This is a genomic window from Pseudomonas oryziphila (assembly GCF_003940825.1).
Taxonomy (GTDB): Bacteria; Pseudomonadota; Gammaproteobacteria; order Pseudomonadales; family Pseudomonadaceae; genus Aquipseudomonas; species Aquipseudomonas sichuanensis.
The window spans coordinates 1,622,154-1,640,184 of sequence record NZ_CP034338.1; the positions used below are offsets into that span (position 1 = coordinate 1,622,154).

Here is an 18,031-nt window from a genome sequence, read left to right on the forward strand (position 1 = left end):
CAGGGTAAAAGGTGGCTGATGATCGGCTGTGATTATGTACTGCGTCACGCAAAATCACCGCAAACGATAGTAGTCCAACCGTGCCCCTGATGATGCTGCCCAGCCGGCAGGAGGGCTGACTAGACTCAGCCTCGACTCAATTTCTCCATGCAGGAGCCAGTGATGAGCATGACGTTCTCCGGCCAGGTAGCCCTGGTCACCGGTGGTGCGGCGGGTATCGGCCGGGCGACAGCCCAGGCGTTCGCTGCCCAAGGGCTGAAAGTGGTGGTGGCCGACCTGGACGCGGCCGGCGGTGAAGCCACCGTGGCGCTGATCCGCGAGGCGGGTGGCGAGGCCCTGTTCGTCGCCTGCGACGTGACCCGCGACAGCGATGTGCGCCAGTTGCACGAGCAGACCATGCAGGCCTACGGCCGGCTGGACTACGCCTTCAACAATGCCGGTATCGAGATCGAGAAGGGCCGCCTGGCCGAGGGCAGCGAGGCCGAGTTCGACGCCATCATGGGCGTCAACGTCAAGGGCGTGTGGCTGTGCATGAAGTACCAGTTGCCGCTGCTGCTGGCCCAAGGCGGTGGCGCGATCGTCAATACCGCCTCGGTGGCGGGCCTGTCGGCGGCGCCGAAGATGAGCATCTATGCCGCGTCCAAGCACGCGGTGATCGGCCTGACCAAGTCGGCGGCGATCGAGTATGCGAAGAAGGGCATCCGGGTGAACGCGGTGTGCCCGGCGGTGATCGACACCGATATGTTCCGCCGCGCCTACGAGGCCGACCCGCGCAAGGCTGAGTTCGCCGCGGCGATGCATCCGGTTGGGCGCATCGGCAAGGTCGAGGAGATCGCCAGCGCGGTGCTGTACCTGTGCAGTGATGGCGCCGCTTTCACCACCGGGCACAGCCTGACCGTCGATGGCGGTGCACTGGCGATCTGATTGTCCGGTCAGCGCTGGGCGGGCGGGATCAATTATCTTGCTCGCCATTCAAACAGCTGCGCGATTCCTGTGGGAGCGGGTTTACCCGCGAACGGGCCGGCAAGGTTATCCACAACCGCCACGCCACCCCCGCACACCCCAGCAGCAACACCGTGCCGAATACGTTCAGCGCCAGGCGCGACCCCAACCTGTCGCTGAGCAAGCCGGTAAAGATCACCGGCAGGCTGAACCCCAGATACGCCAGCAAGAAGAACCCGGCACTGGCCCGGGTCTTCTCGCTGCCGGCGAGTTGGTTCACCGCAGCCAAGCCACCTAAGTAGATGAAGCCGTAGCAGGCACTGCTGGCGGCAATCGCGCCCAGCAGCACGCCAGCCAGTTGACCGCTGTCGGCGCCCCAGGCCAGCAACCCATAGCTGCAAGGCAGTATCAGCAACCCGAGCAGCGTGGCCTGGGCGCTTGGCAGGCGGCGGGCCATGGGCTGGAACAGCAGCCCGCAACTGATCACGCAAAAGGTCGAGAACCCCGACCAGGCACTCAGGCCGTGTTGGCGCAGGATCCCCGGCAGCAAGGCGATCACCAGGCCGACACAGGCCCAGGCGAGCAGGATCGCCATGCCATAGGCCAGGCTACCGGCGGGGTAGCAGGGCAGCCGAAGCATGGCGCTGCGCTGCGCCGGGCGTGGGTCGGGCAGGCGCCACAGCAACAGCACGGCGATACCCGCGAGCAACAGTTGCAGATGAAAGCTTGCCGGTGCCAGGGTGGGCCCGCGCAGCAGGCACAGGCTGGTCAGCGCCGCGCCCAGGCCGAAGCCCAGTGAGGTGCTGGCCGTGACCCAACTGGCGGCGCGGCCGCTGTCGCTGCCCGCCATCAGTTCGCCCATGTACGCGGTGGCCGTAGCCGATGCCAGCCCGGTACCCAGCCCCAGGAGCATGCGCGCGGCACCCAGTGCCTCCAGGCTTGGGAACAGCAGCATGATCAGCGTGGCGAGCATCGACAGGGCCAGGGCGGCGATGATCAGCGGGCGTCGCCCGACCCGGTCGGCCAGCCCGCCAAGGGCCAGCAGCACCGGCAGTACGCCGAGCACATAGCCGGAAAAGGCCACGGCGGTGGCCGCGGCGCCACGCCCGGCGAGTTCGGCGTAGGTGATGTACAGCGGTGCCTGCAGGTTCACCGCGAGGGTGATCAGGCACAGCGCGAAGGCCAGCAGGGCGGGGGCATGGCGGGTGGGCATGGGGCATCCGTCAAAGGGTGGAGTGTCTGTCGGCAGCATCGAGACTATGAGGTTGCCCAACAAGGCACAGTCCCCAGGCATTTGTGATTAACTGTTCGCCTGAAATCAGCGAACACTTGCCATGCACCTGAATCTTGATCGCCTGCGGCCAACGCCCCTGGTCCAGCAACTGACCGAACAGTTGCAAGCCTGGATCGAACAGCAACGCCTGCGCCCCGGCGCCCGCCTGCCGTCGATCCGCACCCTGGCCAAGGCCCAGGCGGTGAGCGCGTCCTGCGTGATCGAGGCCTACGACCGCCTGGTGGCCAGCGGCTGGCTGGTGGCGCGGCACGGTGCCGGGTTTTTCGTTGCCGAACGCAAGCCGGGGCAGCAGGCGGATGCCGGCAGCGCCTGGGGTGAGGCCATCGATGGCAGCTGGCGCTTGTTCGGCGAAGGCCATGAGGCGCTGCTCAAGCTCGGCTGCGGCTGGCTGCCGGTGGCCTGGCGCGCCGAGGCGGAACTGGCGCAGGCCGTGCGCCAGGTCAGCCGGGGCGAGCCCGAGGCGCTGTTCGACTACTGCCCGCCGCTGGGCCTGGCCAGCCTGCGCCTGCAACTGCACAAGGGCCTGGCGCGGCTCGACATCAACGCCGAGCCCGAGCGCATCCTCACTACCCAGGGCATCAGCCATGCCCTCGACCTGCTGGTGCGCACCCTGCTGGCGCCGGGCGACACGGTGCTGGTGGAGCGCCCCGGCTACTACAACCTGTTCAACCTGCTGCGCCAGCACGGCGTGCGGATGCTCGAAGTGCCGCGCACGCCAACGGGGCCAGACGTTGTCGAACTCGAGCGGCTGCTGGTCGAGCACCGGCCACGCTGCCTGTTCACCAACAGCCTGTACCAGAACCCCACCGGCACCAGCCTGACCCCCAAGGTCGCCTATCGCCTGCTGGAGCTGGCCCGCGAGCATGACCTGCGGATCATCGAGGACGACCTCTATGCCGACTTCCAGGAAGGCCCGGCCACCCGCCTGGCCACCCTCGACAGCGAGCAGCGGGTGATCTACCTGGGCAGCTTCTCGAAAACCCTCAGCAGTTCGCTGCGGGTGGGCTACCTGGTTGCGGAACCGTCGCTGATCGCCCGCCTGGCCGAGTTGAAGATGGTCAGCGGCATCGGCACCTGCCGCTTTGCCGAACAGGTGATCGGCCAGATGCTTGCCAATGGCAGCTACCGCAAGAGCATCCAGCGCCTGCGCGTGCGCCTGGGGCAGCACATGGCCAGGCTCCTCGGGCAGCTGGAGGCGTGGGGCTGGGAGGTGTTGTGCGAACCCTGTGGCGGCATGTTCGTCTGGGCCCGCTCGCCTGGGCGCGACTTTGCCGGGCTGGAGCGCCTTGCCCTGGAGCATGCCGTGCTGCTCACGCCCGGCAGCGCCTTCGACCCCCAGGGGCGGGCTTGTGACTGGTTGCGCATCAATGTCGCCTACGGACAGGACGTCCGCGCCCAGGCGTTCCTCCGACGCGCGGGGCGACCTCCAGCGGCCTGAAAGCGACACGTTCATAGCTAAATGACACCATTCTGGCGCCAGGCTCTTGTGAGGTGGCCGCTGCGATTGTCACTCTTGCCTTTCGGAAAAGCCCGACAAGCTAGAGGGGAATCGGTGATGGCGGTGACCAAGCACGGTGTTCTGGCCAACCTGGGCATGGCCCGCAAGCTCGGCCTGGGCTTTGCCTTGGTGCTGCTGCTGACGCTGCTGGTGGCGGCCATCGGCGTATACGCGCTGTTCAGCGTAGGCCAGCGCTTCGACGGCTTGCGCCAGATGGCCCAGTTCAATACCGACCTGCTGCGCCTGCGCCAGCACGAGCAGGCGTTTGCCCTGCGCTCCGATATCAGCGAAGCCGATGCGCTGCGCGCTGGCCTCCAGGGCCTGGTCGAGCGTGCCCGTGGCCTGCCGGGGCTGGCCTCGACCGAAGGCGAACTCGGCGCCTACGGCCAGGCGTTCGACCAGTTCGTCCAGGCGGTACAGGGCAAGGAGCTGGCGCTGGACATGGCCAGCTGGTCGGTGTCCAGCGTGGCCAACAACCTCGATGTGCTGCAGGCCGGCCTGGCCGATGACGGCACCTACACCCTCAAGCAGTCGCAAGGCCAGCAGGGCGGCGAGTTTCTCGAACAGGCCGGCCAGGTGGCGCAGGTGTCACGGCTGATGCTGCAGGCCATGGACGAAGCCCGGGTGCGCCTGGAACAAAGCCGCAAGGGCGGCGAGGTGGAGCAGGGGCGCATTGCCCAGACAGTGGAGGCCGCCAGCCTGGTCGAGCAGCTCAAGGGCGCGGTGAGCGATGCCGGTTACCAGAGCGTGCTGGGCGAGGTGGCCGGGCATATCGCCAGCTTCTCCGACAAACTCAATGAATACACCGACCTGCTGGCTCAGGAACAAGGCATCAAGGCCCAGTTGCAGGCCCGCGCGGAACAGGTCACGGCGCGGGTCGACCAGGCCTACAACGCACAGGAACAGGCGATGCAGGCCGAGCTAGCGCGCAATGCCGTGGCCATCGCGGCCGCCACCGCGCTGGCGCTGCTGGTCGGGGTGCTGGCGGCCTGGCTGATCACCCGTGCGGTGGTCGCGCCGCTCAAGCGGGTGATCATCCGTGCCCGGCGCATCGCCGCCGGTGAACTGGCCATCGAGGCCGAGACGCCACGCAGTGACGAGGTCGGGCAGTTGTTGCAGGCCATGCAGCAGATGGCCGAGGGCTTGTCCGGTGTAGTCAGCGGCCTGCAACAGGGCATCGAGCAGTTGGCCGGCAGCGCCCAGGCGTTGTCTGCCGTGACCGAGCAGACCAACCGTGAAGTCGGCAGCCAGAAGGACGAGACCGAGCAGGTGGCCACCGCCATGCAGCAGATGACCGCCACCGTGCATGATGTGGCGCGCAATGCCGAGCAGGCGGCCGAAGCGGCCCAGGCCGCCGACGACAAGGTCGAGTCCGGCCAGCTGGTGGTGCGCCAGAGCATGCAGCGCATCGAGCAGCTCGCCGCCGCCGCCGAGACCGCCAGCTGCGGGATCGACAGCCTGAGTGCCGAGATCCATACCATCGGCGACGTGCTGGAGGTCATCAAGAGTGTCGCCGAGCAGACCAACCTGCTGGCGCTCAATGCCGCCATCGAGGCCGCTCGCGCCGGTGAGCAGGGGCGTGGTTTCGCCGTGGTGGCCGATGAAGTGCGCGCCCTGGCGCGGCGTACCCGTCAGTCCACTGAAGAGATCGAGCGCCTGGTGGCCAGCCTGCGTGGCAATGCCCAGCAGTCGGTGACACAGATCCGGGGCAGTACCGAGCTGGTGCGCCTGGCGGTGGCCGATGCGCTGCAGACTGAAAGTGCGCTGGGCAGCATTGCCGCGGCGGTGTCGTTGATCCAGCAGATGAACCAGCAGATCGCCGCGGCGGCCGAGCAGCAAAGCTCGGTGGCCGAGGAGATCAGCCGAAGTGTCACGCAGATCCGCGGCAGCGCCGATCAGGCGGCGCTGGCGATGGAGGACAACGCCCGCTCAAGCGTCGAGCTGGCGCGTCTGGGGGATGACCTGAAGGGGATGGTGGGGCATTTCCGACTGTGATTGCCTGTGGTGACCCTATCGCGGGGCAAGCCCGCTCCCACGCAGTGGACTGGTGTGGGAGCGGGCTTGCCCCGCGATAGCGTTGTCAGCCTTTGCGCTGGCTGAGGATAAGCAAGGTCAGCACCCCCGCCACAATCCCCCAGAACGCCGACCCGATCGAGAACAAGGTGAACCCCGATGCCGTCACCATGAAGGTGATCAGTGCCGCTTCACGCTCGCGAACCTCGCCCATGGCCACGCTCAGGCCATTCATGATCGACCCGAACAGCGCCAGCGCGGCGATCGACAGCACCAGCTCTTTGGGCAGGGCGCCGAACAGCGCCGCCAGGGTGGCGCCGAAGGTACCGGCGATACCGTAGAAGATCCCGCACCAGACCGCAGCGGTGTAGCGCTTGCGCGGGTCTTCATGGGCGTGCGGCCCGGTGCAGATGGCCGCGCTGATGGCCGCCAGGTTGACCCCGTGTGAACCGAACGGCGCCAGCAGCAGCGAAGCAAAGCCGGTGGCCGTGATCAGCGGCGAGGCCGGCACCTGGTAGCCATCGGCGCGCAGCACGGCGACCCCGGGCATGTTCTGCGAGGTCATCGCCACCACGAACAACGGGATGCCGATGCTGATGGTCGCCGCCAGCGAGAAGCTGGGCGTGGTCCATACCGGGGTGGCTACCTCGAGCTGGAAGCCGCTGAAGTCCAGCAGGCCCAGCGCGCCGGACAGCGCGGTGCCGACCAGCAGCGCGGCCAGCACGCAGTAGCGCGGCGACAGGCGCTTGACCAGCAGGTAGCTGAAGAACATGCCCAGCACCAGCAGGGTACGGTGCTGGGCGGCGACGAAGATCTCGCTGCCGATCTTGAACAGGATGCCCGCCAGCAAGGCGGAGGCCAGCGACGCGGGAATGCGCCTGACCAGCCGTTCGAAGCTGCCGGTGAGCCCGCAGATCAGCACCAGCACGGCGCAGGTGATGTAGGCGCCGATGGCTTCGCCGTAGCTCACGCCACCGAGGCTGGTGATCAGCAGTGCCGCGCCGGGCGTCGACCAGGCCACGGTGATCGGCGTGCGGTAGCGCAGCGACAGGCCGATGCTGCACACCGCCATGCCGATCGACAGCGCCCAGATCCACGACGAGATCTGCGCGCTGGTCAGGCCTGCCGCCTGGCCGGCCTGGAACATCAGCACCAGCGAGCTGGTGTAGCCGGTGAGCATGGCGATGAAACCGGCGACTACCGCCGAGGGGGAGCTGTCTGCCAGCGGGCGCAGGGGCACGGTGGTGGCATCGGTCATAGGGTGAATTCCTTGTACAGGTGTAAGCATTTTTTTCAGGCTACCGTGCCATGGCTTGATCCTTGCCATACAGCAGGCATTGCATTTAGCCGTACAGTCGCCAACTATTGGCCACGGTTCTGCAACTGCGTGAAAGGGGAGGGGCGATGTACAAGGTGTATGGCGATTACCAATCGGGCAACTGCTACAAGGTCAAGCTGATGCTCAGCTTGCTGGGCCGCCCGTACGAGTGGCAGGCGGTGGATATTCTCAAGGGCGAGACCGAAACCCCCGAGTTCCTGGCCATGAACCCCAATGGCAAGGTGCCGGTGCTCAAACTGGAGGATGGCACGTGCCTGTGGGAGTCCAACGCCATCCTGAACTTCCTCGCCGATGGCAGCGAGTTCCTGCCCAGCGAGCCACGCCTGCGCACCCAGGTGCTGCAGTGGCAGTTCTTCGAGCAATACAGCCATGAGCCGTATATCGCAGTGGCGCGGTTCATCCAGTTCTACCTGGGGTTGCCGGACGAGCGACTGGAGGAATACAAGGGGCTGCACAAGGGCGGCTACAAGGCGCTCAAGGTGATGAACAAGCAGCTGGAGATGACGCCGTACCTGGTCGGCGACCAGTATTCGATTGCCGACGTGGCGTTGTATGCCTACACCCATGTGGCGCATCAGGGCGGGTTTGATCTTTCTGCCTATCCGGCGGTGCAAGCCTGGCTGGATCGAGTGGCCAGCCATCCGCGGCATGTGCCGATGGTGGATTGAGTTGAGTTATCGCGGGGCAAGCCCGCTCCCACGGTTGGTTAGCGTGGGAGCGGGCTTGCCCCGCGATGGCCTGTAGCCTCTAAGCGAAGCGCTTGTCCAGGTAGGCAATGATGTCCTTGGACTCATACATCCAGGTCACCTTGTCGCCTTCATCGATGCGCAGGCATGGCACTTTCACCCGGCCACCGCCTTCGAGCAGCGCCTGGCGGTGCTGGGCATCGTTCTTGGCGTCGCGCAGCGCCACCGGCACGTTGAGGCGGTGCAGGGTGCGACGGGTCTTCACGCAGAACGGGCAGGCGTGGAACTGGTACAGGGCAAGGCCCTTGGCGTCCTGTTCAACGCGCGCCTGGGCCGAGGCATCACGCTTCTTCTTGGCCGGGCGGCTGATCCAGTCGCCGAACACGATGAGCTGGCCGAGGCCGACCCGCAGGGCTTTGACGATCATGACTGACTCCTGATCTGGTTGAGGCGCACAAAACAAAAAGCCGACCCCTGGGGGTCGGCTGCGGATCATAGGCCGATCACTTGATCAGGCTGAGGAACTCGCTGCGGGTGGCGGCGTTGTCCCGGAACTCGCCGAGCATCACCGAGGTGAGCATGGTGGAGTTCTGCTTCTCGACACCGCGCATCATCATGCACATGTGCTTGGCTTCGATGACCACGGCCACGCCGGCGGCACCGGTCACCTGTTGCACGGCCTCGGCGATCTGGCGGCTGAGGTTTTCCTGGATCTGCAGGCGACGGGCGAACATGTCGACGATGCGCGCCACTTTCGACAGGCCCAGTACCTTGCCCTTGGGCAGGTAGGCGACATGGGCCTTGCCGATGAACGGCAGCATGTGGTGTTCGCACATCGAATACAGCTCGATGTCCCGGACCAGCACCATTTCGCTGTTGTCGGAGCTGAACAGCGCGTTGTTGGTGACTTCTTCCAGGGTCTGCTCATAACCGCGGCAAAGGTACTTCATGGCCTTTGCAGCCCGCTTGGGCGTGTCGAGCAGGCCCTCGCGGGAGACGTCCTCACCCAGTTGGCTGAGGATCTCGGTGTAGTTCTGTTCCAGGGACATGGATCTACCTGTGGAAAATTTCGCAAAGGCGAAGGGTACGGCGGCGGCGGCGGCGCTGCAAGCGCGATGTCACTCGTCGCGGCCTTCGAGCATGGTTCGCTTGAGCATGACATACACCGCGCCAGTACCACCGTGGCGGGCCTGGCACGAGGCGAAGCCGAGCACCTGCGGGTGCTGGCGCAGCCAGGTGTTGACGTGGCTCTTGATCATCGGGCGCTTGCCGTCGATACGCGCGGCCTTGCCGTGGGTGACGCGCACGCAGCGTACTTCCAGCTTGGTGGCCTCGGCGATGAAGTCCCAGAGGATCTCGCGGGCTTTCTCCACACTCATGCCGTGCAGGTCGAGGCTGCCCTCGAAGGCGATCTGGCCGAGCTTGAGCTTGCGGATCTGGCCTTCCTGCACGCCGTCGCGGCGCCACATCAGCTCGTCTTCGGCGCCGACGTCGATGACGAACTGGTCGGACAGGCCGTCGACCACCAGTGGCTGGTCGCTGCGGATGGTCGCCGCCTGGCGCAGGCCGGCCAGTTGCTTGCGATCGGCCTTGGCTTTGCCGACTTCGGCGCGGTCGTGCTTGATCTGCTTGACCCCGCGTACTTCGCTGCGAAAGAGGGAAAAATCGTCGTCTTGCATGGTGCCTCCACGTGGGCGGCGTAGTTTACGCGAGTGTGGGCCTTAGTGAAGTCTTGAGTTAATGGTGCGGGCCTCATCGCCGGCAAGCCGGCTCCCACAGGATGATACTGGGTTCAGGAATGACACGGTCGCTGTGGGAGCCGGCTTGCCGGCGATGAGGCCGGTACTGACGAACGGGATATCAGTCGTGTTTTTTCATCAAATGCGGCGACAGGTTCAGCTCACGCCCGCGGCGCAGGCGAATACGGCTGCGGCGCCAGAAGCGCACGCCGACATACAGCAGCAACAGCCCGACCACAGTCAGTGTGGCCGCGAGTGGGCGGTTGGCATTGAGTTCGGCGAGGGCGGGGTAGTTGCCCAGCAGGCCGGCGATGCCGGCCATGGCGAGCAGGATGCCCAGGGTGGCCAGCAGGACGGAGAAGGCGGCGGCCAGGCGCGCGCCCCAGTTGCGCGGCTCGCGCTGGCGTAGGCGTCTGGCATCGAAACTGCCTTTGAGCTTCATTCGAATTCCTCGGGATCGGGTGTCGCTGATCCGGGTTTCGACCTGCTGTGCGCCCTTGGGTTCCGCCCGTCCGCCGGGCGGTGCCTGGTTCAGACCAGGCTGGCGGTAGGGGCCACGCAGGCGAAGTTGTCGGCCATCACGGCCATCTCGCACTGGTGAATCTGTGCGGCCGGGATGACCCCGTCCTTGAAGGCCAGGTCGCGGGTCGCCGAGGCATCTTCCACCAGGGTGCAACGATAACCATAGTCCTTGGCGCGGCGTACGGTGGTGCTGACGCTGGAGTGGCTCATGAAGCCGCACACGATCAGGTCCAGGTGGCCGAGCTCCTGCAGCGTTTCGTGCAGCTTGGTGTTCTTGAAGGCGTTGGGCATGCGCTTTTCGATGATGGTTTCACCGGCCAGCGGCTCCAGGCCCGGGATGAACTCGCCGCGCGCGCCTTGCGGGTCGAACAGGCCGCCGACGGTGCCCAGGTGGCGAACGTGGATGATCGGGCGCCCGGCCTTGCGGGCAGCGTCGAGCAACCGGGCGATGTTGGCCACGGCCTCGTCCATGCCCGACAGCGCCAACGGACCGCTCAGGTACTCCTTTTGCGCGTCGATGACGATCAGGCTGGCTTGGCCCAGCTTGGCCGGCGGGTAGTCGCGGCCGCTGAGGCGGAACATCGTGGTTGGAACGGACATCAAGGGCTCCTTGGGTAGGGCTTTTGTGCCCCTATTCTCCCTTGCCTTGGCGCCAATGTGAATGGTTGACATTGCAGGCGGCATGGTTACTGGCCTGTGGCTATCCATTCGGCTATCGGAGAGAGCATTTGTGTGGTGTGGGCTGTTAGACTTTTGGCCTGTCTGAAAAGGAGTCTTCCGTGATCACATCCCGCCTGCGCACCCTGCGCGACCATATCCGCTGGGCGGTCAGCCGCTTCCATGAGCATGAGCTGTTCTTCGGCCACGGTGCCGACAATGCCTGGGACGAGGCCCGCCTGCTGGTGCTCGGCGCCGTGCACCTGCCGTGGGAGGTGGCCGACAGCTACCTGGACTGCCAACTGGAGGACGACGAGCGGGTGCGTTTGATGCACTTGCTCAAGCGCCGTATCGAGGAGCGGGTACCGACCGCCTACCTGCTGGGCGAGGCGTGGTTCTGCGGCATGTCGTTCATTGTCGACGAGCGTGTGTTGGTGCCGCGCTCACCGATTGGCGAGTTGATCGAAAAACGCTTCGAGCCGTGGCTGGCGGCGGAACCTGCGCGCATCCTCGACCTGTGCACCGGCTCCGGTTGCATCGGCATCGTTGCTGCCGAGGTGTTCCAGGAGGCTGAGGTGGTGCTGGGCGACCTGTCCTTCGACGCCCTGGAAGTGGCCAACCAGAACATCGAGCGACACGGGCTGGATACGCGGGTCTACACCGTGCAGGGTGATGGCTTCGCCGGCCTGCCGGGGCAGCGCTTCGACCTGATCCTGTCGAACCCGCCATACGTCGACTCGGAAGACTTTGCCGACATGCCGGCCGAATACCACCACGAGCCGGAACTGGGCCTGGCCTGCGGCAATGACGGCCTGGACCTGGTGCGGCGCATGCTCGCCGAGGCGGCTGACCATCTGACCGAGAAAGGTTTGCTGATTGTCGAAGTGGGCAACAGCCAGGTGCATGTCGAGGCGTTGTACCCCGAGGTGGACTTTGCCTGGCTGGAGTTCGAGCGCGGCGGGCACGGGGTGTTCATGCTGACTGCCGAGCAGTGCCGGCAGCATCAGGAACTGTTCGCTTCGCGGGTTTGATCGGCATTCGCTGATCTGGGGCTGCTGTGCAGCCCATCGCCGGCAAGCCGGCTCCCACACTGATCGCATAAACCCAAGCTATGCGTAATTCCTGTGGGAGCCGGCTTGCCGGCGATGAGGTCAGTGCAAGCTATACAAGGCAATTGCTCCCACCCCGACCGCTGGCTTGCGGCTGTGTCAGCGAGTGGCAATCCAGATCAGCAGCCCGGCCTGGAACACCGCAAAGGCCACCAGGCAGGTGATGGTGAAGCGCAGCCCATTGTCCTCGCGGCGGTACTTGGCCACACGCTCGTCACGCTCGCGCAGCTGCGCTTCCTTTTCCATCAGGTTCTGCTCGGCCTGCTGCAGCATGCCGGCGGCGTCGAGGATGTCGACCCGCTGCACCTTCTCGGTATTCCAGCCGCCCTTGAGCTGGCCCACTGTGGTTTCCACCACGGCGCCCTTGAGTATCTGGCCTTCGCTGTACTCCACGGCCAGGCCGACGCTGGTCAGCACATGGTCGCGGCGCAGGCGCGTGTCTTCGTTCAGCGCGTCCTTGTTCGGCAGGCTCATGCCTTCGACGTGGTAGCCCGAGCAGCGCTGCTGCAGCCATTGCACCGCCTGGGCCAGCAGGTAGCGGCCAAGCCCACGATTGAGTGGCTCAAGCTGCAGGCCGGCGTCGCTGCCGATGCGCACCAGGCGCTGTTCGTGATCGACGCGAATATCCAGCTGGTTCTGTTCCTTGCGCACTTTCTGCCCGGGCAGGCGGATTTCCATGCGCAGCAGGCTATGGGCCTTGTCATGCCGCTCGGCGTAACCGAACTGGACGAAGCGCAGCGGGCGGGCGCCGCTGTTGCGATCGGTCGGCAGGGCGGCCAGGCGCAGCAGCTGGAAGTGTTCGGCAGCCAGGTCCGCCCACGGCTGCGGGGCGCTTTCCGGGGCTTGTTCTTCGGTCGCCTCGGCGGCGGGAGCATCGGTCATCAGGGCAATCCTCAGGTGCGCGGCGGCCGGGTGCTGGTGGACATCGCACGCGCAGTCACCGCCTTCTCATGCCGCGTTATCGGCAGCCATCGCCAAGACCTGAGCCTACGGCGGCAGGAAAGCTCAGGCCGGCGGCAGGCCATGGATGAAGGCGACGATCCGTTCGCCCAGTTCGCGGGCCAGCGGCAGTTCGGGATTGCTGTAGCTGTCGCGTTGCTGGCGCATGTCCCGGGGGCTGATGCGCAACATATGGTTCATGCCGTCGATCAGCGCCAGTTGCGCGTCGGGCTTGGCGGCCTTGAGCCGCTCGGCGTCGGCAACCTCTACCTGCACGTCGTTGCGCCCCTGAATGATCAACGCCGGCACCTGGAGCCTGGCGAACGCCGCCGCCGGGTCCTGGCGCAGCAGCGAAATCAGGTACGGCTGCACACTGGGGCGGAACACCTGGCGCAGCGGGGCCGGTACATCCAGGCTGGTCTGCCCGGCCTGCAGGCGGTCGATCAGGGCCACGCCACCGGCCAGTTGCGCCGCCGGCAGGCGCTGGGCCAACTGCTCGCGCAGCACATCGGCCACCGGGCGGCCGCTGCCGGCCAGGGTGATGACCGCGCTGGCGCCGGCCTGCTCGGCGGCCAGGCTGGCAATCAGTGCCCCCTCGCTGTGGCCGACCAGGATCAATGGGCCGAAACGTGGGTCGTGGCGCAGTTTCTGGCCCCAGGCCACGGCGTCGGCGACGTAGCGCTCGACGCTCAGATCGCGCTCGTCCGGGGTGGCCGGCTGGCTGGCGGCCACCCCGCGCTTGTCGTAGCGCACGCTGGCGATGTGTTCGCCGGCCAGCAGCAAGGCCAGGCGCTTGAGGTTGTCGATGCGCCCGGAGGCCGGGTTGTTGCCGTCGCGGTCGGTGGGGCCGGAACCCGCGATGATCAGCACCACCGGCGGCGGGGTGTCCTGCTGCGGCAACAGCAGGCTGCCGTGCAGCACGCCCTGGCCGGTGTCCAGGTCGATCGGGCGTTGCAGCACGGTAGGGGCGGCCGCTTGGGCCAGGCTGGCGCACAGCATTAGGAGCAGGGTGATGAGGCGCGACTTCATGGATGGGGGGCTGCTTGGGGAGGTGAGGGTAAGACAGAGCCGGAAGGGGAAGGTTCGTGCGGCGCGTCGAGTTGACCTGTGCCGGCCTCTTCGCGGGTAAACCCGCTCCCACAGGGCCAGCGCCGGTTTTGAACTCACAGTAGCCGCTGTGGGAGCGGGTTTACCCGCGAAGAGGCCGGCATGGGCAACCCATCCTGTGGCGTTTTCCGTATACTGCTGCTTTCGTCCCACTCAGGCTGATTTCGCGGAGCGTCCATGTCCGGCAATACCTACGGCAAGCTGTTCACTGTCACCACCGCTGGCGAAAGCCATGGCCCGGCGTTGGTCGCCATTGTCGATGGGTGCCCGCCCGGCCTGGAAATCTCCCTGGCCGATCTGCAGCATGACCTTGACCGGCGCAAGCCCGGCACCAGCCGGCATACCACCCAGCGCCAGGAAGCCGATGAAGTGGAGATCCTCTCCGGCGTGTTCGAAGGCCGCACCACCGGCTGCTCGATCGGCCTGCTGATCCGCAACACCGACCAGAAGTCCAAGGACTACTCGGCGATCAAGGACCTGTTCCGCCCGGCCCACGCCGACTACACCTACCACCACAAGTATGGCGAGCGCGACTACCGCGGCGGCGGGCGCAGCTCGGCGCGCGAGACCGCCATGCGCGTGGCAGCAGGCGCCATCGCCAAGAAGTACCTGGCCACCCAGGGCATCCGCGTGCGCGGCTACATGAGCCAGCTCGGCCCGATCGAGATCCCGTTCAAAACCTGGGACTCGGTGGAAGACAACGCCTTCTTCAGCCCCGACCCGGCCAAGGTGCCGGAGCTCGAGGCCTACATGGACCAACTGCGCCGTGACCAGGATTCGGTCGGGGCGAAGATCACCGTGGTGGCCGAGGGCGTGATGCCGGGCCTGGGCGAGCCGATCTTCGACCGCCTCGACGCCGAGCTGGCCCATGCACTGATGAGCATCAACGCCGTCAAGGGCGTTGAGATCGGCGCCGGTTTCGCCTGCGTCGCCCAGCGCGGCACCGAACACCGAGACGAAATGACGCCGGAAGGCTTCCTCAGCAACAACGCCGGCGGCATTCTCGGTGGCATCTCTTCCGGCCAGCCGATCGTCGCCCACCTGGCGCTCAAGCCGACCTCCAGCATCACCACGCCGGGCCGCTCGATCGACATCGATGGCAACCCGGTGGAAGTGATCACCAAGGGCCGTCACGATCCGTGCGTCGGTATCCGTGCCACGCCGATCGCCGAAGCGATGATGGCCATCGTGCTGATGGACCACCTGCTGCGCCACCGCGGGCAGAATGCCGACGTGAAGGTGAATACCCCGGTGCTGGGCCAGCTCTGAGTATTCAGCCGACTGTGCCGGCGCTATCGCCGGCAAGCCGGCTCCCACAGGTCATGGGTTGTCGCTGAGGCCTGCGCATAACCTGTGGGAGCTGGCTTGCCAGCGATAGGCCCGGTCAGACACCACCGAACCCGCGGTCTGCCCCATGCCCCCCATCCCCTACTGGCGCCTGTCCAGCTTCTACCTTTTCTACTTCGCCCTGCTCGGCTCCACGGCGCCGTTCCTGGCCCTGTACTTCGATCACCTGGGCTTTTCCCCGGCACGCATCGGCGAGCTGGTGGCCATCCCCATGCTGATGCGTTGCGTCGCCCCCAACCTGTGGGGCTGGCTGGGTGACCGCAGTGGCCAGCGCCTGTTGATCGTGCGTTTGGGGGCTTTGTCGACCCTGGCGACCTTCTCGCTGATCTTCTTCGGCAAGAGCTACGCCTGGCTGGCGTTGGTGATGGCCCTGCACGCGTTCTTCTGGCATGCGGTGCTGCCGCAGTTCGAAGTGATCACCCTGGCCCACCTGCACGGCCAGACCGCGCGCTACAGCCAGGTGCGGCTGTGGGGCTCGATCGGCTTCATCCTCACCGTGGTCGGCCTGGGGCGCCTGTTCGAACAGTTGAGCCTGGACATCTACCCGGTGGCCCTGGTGACCATCATGGCCGGCATCGTCGCCGCCAGCCTGTGGGTGCCCAACGCCCAGCCGCCGGAGCATGCCGAGCGGCGCGGGGCAGGGGGCTTCCTCAAGCAGTTGCTGGCCCCGGGCGTGCTGGCGTTCTACCTGTGCGTGGGGCTGATGCAACTCAGCCACGGCCCGTACTACACCTTCCTCACCCTGCACCTGGAGTCGCTGGGCTATAGCCGCGGTGCGATCGGCCTGCTGTGGGCGCTGGGGGTGGTGGCCGAGGTGCTGGTATTCATGGCCATGAGCCGCATCTTTGCGCGTTTTTCGGTACGCCGGGTGCTGCTGGCGAGCTTCCTGCTGGCCGCCGTGCGCTGGCTGCTGCTGGGCAACCTGGCGGATATCCCGGCGGTGCTGGTGCTTGCCCAGGTGTTGCACGCCGCCACCTTCGGTTGCTTCCACGCCGCCAGCATTGCCTTCGTGCAGTCCAGCTTCGGTGCCCGCCAGCAGGGCCAGGGCCAGGCGTTGTACGCCGCCTTGTCCGGCACCGGCGGTGCGCTGGGCGCGCTGTATTCGGGTTACAGCTGGAAACTCCTGGGCCCGCACTTCACCTTTGGTATGGCCAGCGTCGCGGCACTGGCGGCAGCCGTTATCATTGCCCTCCGTTTGAAAGACAGCAGGAACGACCCCTGATGAGCATCCTCAGCGTTTTCCACAGCAGCAGCCCCGAGCTTGCGAACAAGGTACTGACTCACCACGACGACATCGTCGCCACCCTGGCCGAGCAGGGTGTACGCCTGGTGCGCTGGGAATCCGGCGCGCGCCTGCGTCCTGGCAGCAGCCTGAGCGAGGTGCTGGACGCGTGCCGCGCACCGCTCGACCGGCTGATGAGCGAGCATGGCAGTGCAACCTTCAGCCTGCTCAGCCGCGATGGCGACGACCCCGCCGAGGTCGACTTGCGCGACGAGCATGTGCATGACGACGAGCAAGTGTTCGCGCTGATCAGCGGGCGTGCGCAGCTGAGCCTGCGCCTGGGCGATTTCGTCTATGCCGTGCTGTGTGAAAAAGATGATGTGCTGGTGGTGCCGGCTGGCACCCGGCGCTGGCTTGACCTGGGGGACACGCCGTTCTGCCTGGCGTTGCGGCTGCACGCCAGCGAGCAGGGCGTGCAGCCGCGTTTCACCGGTGATGCCGGTGCCCGGCAGTTCCCGGGGTTTGGCGAGCTCTGAAACAGCCGCTTAGCGGTAGGTTGGCAGCGCGAAGCGCTGCTGGCTCTGCAGCCTGGAGATCACTGGCAGTTCGCTGGCTTGTTCGGCGAGGTCACGGCGCAGCGCACTGATCGCCCACGACAGCTGTTCGGCACTGTGCAGTTGCGCGTAGCTCAGCACTCGGCGGGTGACCACGCCATCGGCGGCGCGCAAGGTCAGCAGCACACCGCCGTCCGGGCGGGCCTTCGTGTCCACCTGATAAGCGGAAAACACCGAGACGAACTTTTGCTGGATGAGGTCCATATCAACTCCTGACTGATGTGTGGGCAGACATGAGTTGGGTTTTGCAGTGATCGTGCCATTCTTCTTGTTGTAAAAAATCCTTTATAAACAATGAGTTATTGATTATTTGGGAACGCCCTGGATTGCATTCTGCAAGGTCGTGCAATTTGCACAGTGCAATTTGCACGGTCATAGCTTCTGTCTCTGCCCCCCATAGAATCTGAACCTTTGACCCGCTGGCGGTGCCTGACCAACACTTGGGCCCATTCAATTGCCACGAGGTTCCAGATGTCCGACCAACAGCCCGCGCCCATGACCGCCGAAGAAACCGCCGCATTCGCCGAAGAAGTCTTCGAGCGTGCCCGCCGCGGCGATGCGCCGATGCTCGGGCGCCTGCTCGACAGCGGCTTGCCGGTCGATTTACGCAACCACAAGGGCGATACCCTGCTGATGCTGGCCAGCTATCACGGCCACCATGAGGCGGTGCAGGTGCTGCTCGGCCACGGTGCCGACCCACTGATCGCCAACGACAACGGCCAGTTGCCCATCGCCGGCGCGGCATTCAAGGGCGACCTGGCGATGATTCGCCTGCTGCTGGAGCAGGGCGTGCCCGTGGACGCCGCCGCAGCGGACGGCCGTACCGCACTGATGCTGGCGGCGATGTTCAATCGCCTGGAGATCATCGACTACCTGCTGGCCCAGGGCGCCGACCCGGCGCACCGCGATGCCGGGGGTGCCACCGCACTGATGGCGGCGCGCACCATGGGCGCGACGGACGCTGCAGCGCGCCTCGAAGCACTCGCCGGCTAACGGCCCGGGG

The 18,031-nt window shown here is 66.0% G+C and carries 19 protein-coding genes and 1 pseudogene; 10 read left to right on the forward strand and 10 right to left on the reverse strand.

What is annotated here, in order from left to right:
• The first annotated feature begins 162 nt into the window (after window positions 1–162).
• Complete coding sequence (locus tag EJA05_RS07635) at window positions 163–924, forward strand: SDR family oxidoreductase (RefSeq protein WP_125857836.1); 762 nt, start codon at window positions 163–165, stop codon at window positions 922–924.
• Between the two features lie 28 nt (window positions 925–952).
• On the opposite strand, the gene EJA05_RS07640 is transcribed toward EJA05_RS07635, so the two are convergent.
• A complete protein-coding gene (locus EJA05_RS07640) occupies window positions 953–2,155 on the reverse strand; it encodes an MFS transporter (protein WP_125857837.1) in 1,203 nt (400 codons plus the stop codon).
• A gap of 121 nt (window positions 2,156–2,276) precedes the next feature.
• Between EJA05_RS07640 and EJA05_RS07645 the strand changes: the two genes are divergently transcribed.
• From EJA05_RS07645 to EJA05_RS28710, 3 genes and pseudogenes are all read left to right on the forward strand, one after another.
• Window positions 2,277–3,674, forward strand: coding sequence for an aminotransferase-like domain-containing protein (locus tag EJA05_RS07645; RefSeq protein WP_125857838.1), 1,398 nt, complete (start codon window positions 2,277–2,279; stop codon window positions 3,672–3,674).
• Window positions 3,675–4,643: 969 nt separating this feature from the next.
• Window positions 4,644–4,823 (forward strand): annotated as a pseudogene (locus EJA05_RS28705) (hypothetical protein); the annotation flags it as partial.
• A 201-nt stretch (window positions 4,824–5,024) separates the two neighbouring features.
• On the forward strand, window positions 5,025–5,729 hold the full coding sequence (locus tag EJA05_RS28710; protein ID WP_374046942.1) for a methyl-accepting chemotaxis protein: 705 nt from the start codon (window positions 5,025–5,027) through the stop codon (window positions 5,727–5,729).
• A gap of 85 nt (window positions 5,730–5,814) precedes the next feature.
• Here the strand turns inward: EJA05_RS28710 and EJA05_RS07655 are convergent, their stop codons facing one another.
• Window positions 5,815–7,005, reverse strand: a complete 1,191-nt coding sequence (locus tag EJA05_RS07655; RefSeq protein ID WP_125857840.1) for a benzoate/H(+) symporter BenE family transporter — start codon at window positions 7,003–7,005, stop codon at window positions 5,815–5,817.
• 146 nt (window positions 7,006–7,151) lie between these two features.
• Between EJA05_RS07655 and EJA05_RS07660 the strand changes: the two genes are divergently transcribed.
• Window positions 7,152–7,754 carry a glutathione S-transferase family protein gene (locus EJA05_RS07660; protein ID WP_125857841.1) on the forward strand — a complete coding sequence of 201 codons (603 nt, stop codon included), beginning with the start codon at window positions 7,152–7,154 and terminating at the stop codon, window positions 7,752–7,754.
• 79 nt (window positions 7,755–7,833) lie between these two features.
• Here EJA05_RS07660 and EJA05_RS07665 read toward each other — a convergent pair whose 3' ends face one another.
• The 5 genes from EJA05_RS07665 to EJA05_RS07685 form a co-directional block, all read right to left on the reverse strand.
• Complete coding sequence (locus tag EJA05_RS07665) at window positions 7,834–8,199, reverse strand: glutathione S-transferase N-terminal domain-containing protein (RefSeq protein WP_125857842.1); 366 nt, start codon at window positions 8,197–8,199, stop codon at window positions 7,834–7,836.
• A gap of 76 nt (window positions 8,200–8,275) precedes the next feature.
• The gene (gene folE / locus EJA05_RS07670; RefSeq protein WP_110992553.1) at window positions 8,276–8,821 is read right to left on the reverse strand and encodes a GTP cyclohydrolase I FolE; all 546 of its coding nucleotides are present in this window, start codon (window positions 8,819–8,821) and stop codon (window positions 8,276–8,278) included.
• A gap of 69 nt (window positions 8,822–8,890) precedes the next feature.
• Window positions 8,891–9,451, reverse strand: a complete 561-nt coding sequence (locus EJA05_RS07675; protein ID WP_110992554.1) for a Smr/MutS family protein — start codon at window positions 9,449–9,451, stop codon at window positions 8,891–8,893.
• Between the two features lie 181 nt (window positions 9,452–9,632).
• On the reverse strand, window positions 9,633–9,953 hold the full coding sequence (locus EJA05_RS07680; RefSeq protein WP_110992555.1) for a hypothetical protein: 321 nt from the start codon (window positions 9,951–9,953) through the stop codon (window positions 9,633–9,635).
• A gap of 89 nt (window positions 9,954–10,042) precedes the next feature.
• Window positions 10,043–10,633, reverse strand: coding sequence for a cysteine hydrolase family protein (locus EJA05_RS07685; protein WP_110992556.1), 591 nt, complete (start codon window positions 10,631–10,633; stop codon window positions 10,043–10,045).
• Between the two features lie 179 nt (window positions 10,634–10,812).
• Between EJA05_RS07685 and prmB the strand changes: the two genes are divergently transcribed.
• Entirely contained in the window at window positions 10,813–11,721 is a 909-nt protein-coding gene (gene prmB / locus EJA05_RS07690; RefSeq protein ID WP_125463152.1) for a 50S ribosomal protein L3 N(5)-glutamine methyltransferase, read from the forward strand.
• A 177-nt stretch (window positions 11,722–11,898) separates the two neighbouring features.
• On the opposite strand, the gene EJA05_RS07695 is transcribed toward prmB, so the two are convergent.
• Both EJA05_RS07695 and EJA05_RS07700 read right to left on the reverse strand, forming a co-directional pair.
• Complete coding sequence (locus tag EJA05_RS07695; protein ID WP_125857843.1) at window positions 11,899–12,681, reverse strand: G protein-coupled receptor family protein; 783 nt, start codon at window positions 12,679–12,681, stop codon at window positions 11,899–11,901.
• Window positions 12,682–12,804: 123 nt separating this feature from the next.
• Window positions 12,805–13,767 (reverse strand): alpha/beta hydrolase, encoded by a 963-nt coding sequence (locus EJA05_RS07700; RefSeq protein ID WP_125857844.1) that lies wholly within the window; start codon window positions 13,765–13,767, stop codon window positions 12,805–12,807.
• Between the two features lie 255 nt (window positions 13,768–14,022).
• Here EJA05_RS07700 and aroC point away from each other — a divergent pair, with 255 nt between their 5' ends.
• The 3 genes from aroC to EJA05_RS07715 all read left to right on the forward strand — a co-directional run bounded on the left by aroC (window position 14,023) and on the right by EJA05_RS07715 (window position 16,950).
• Window positions 14,023–15,114 (forward strand): chorismate synthase, encoded by a 1,092-nt coding sequence (gene aroC / locus EJA05_RS07705; protein ID WP_125463156.1) that lies wholly within the window; start codon window positions 14,023–14,025, stop codon window positions 15,112–15,114.
• Between the two features lie 145 nt (window positions 15,115–15,259).
• On the forward strand, window positions 15,260–16,414 hold the full coding sequence (locus tag EJA05_RS07710) for an MFS transporter (RefSeq protein WP_125857845.1): 1,155 nt from the start codon (window positions 15,260–15,262) through the stop codon (window positions 16,412–16,414).
• A complete protein-coding gene (locus tag EJA05_RS07715) occupies window positions 16,414–16,950 on the forward strand; it encodes an oxidase (RefSeq protein WP_125857846.1) in 537 nt (178 codons plus the stop codon). The genes EJA05_RS07710 and EJA05_RS07715 overlap by 1 nt, the downstream gene beginning before the upstream one ends.
• Before the next feature lie 9 nt (window positions 16,951–16,959).
• Here EJA05_RS07715 and EJA05_RS07720 read toward each other — a convergent pair whose 3' ends face one another.
• Complete coding sequence (locus tag EJA05_RS07720; protein ID WP_125463159.1) at window positions 16,960–17,232, reverse strand: DUF3509 domain-containing protein; 273 nt, start codon at window positions 17,230–17,232, stop codon at window positions 16,960–16,962.
• Window positions 17,233–17,499: 267 nt separating this feature from the next.
• Between EJA05_RS07720 and EJA05_RS07725 the strand changes: the two genes are divergently transcribed.
• Window positions 17,500–18,021, forward strand: coding sequence for an ankyrin repeat domain-containing protein (locus tag EJA05_RS07725; protein ID WP_125857847.1), 522 nt, complete (start codon window positions 17,500–17,502; stop codon window positions 18,019–18,021).
• The last annotated feature ends 10 nt before the right edge of the window (window positions 18,022–18,031 follow it).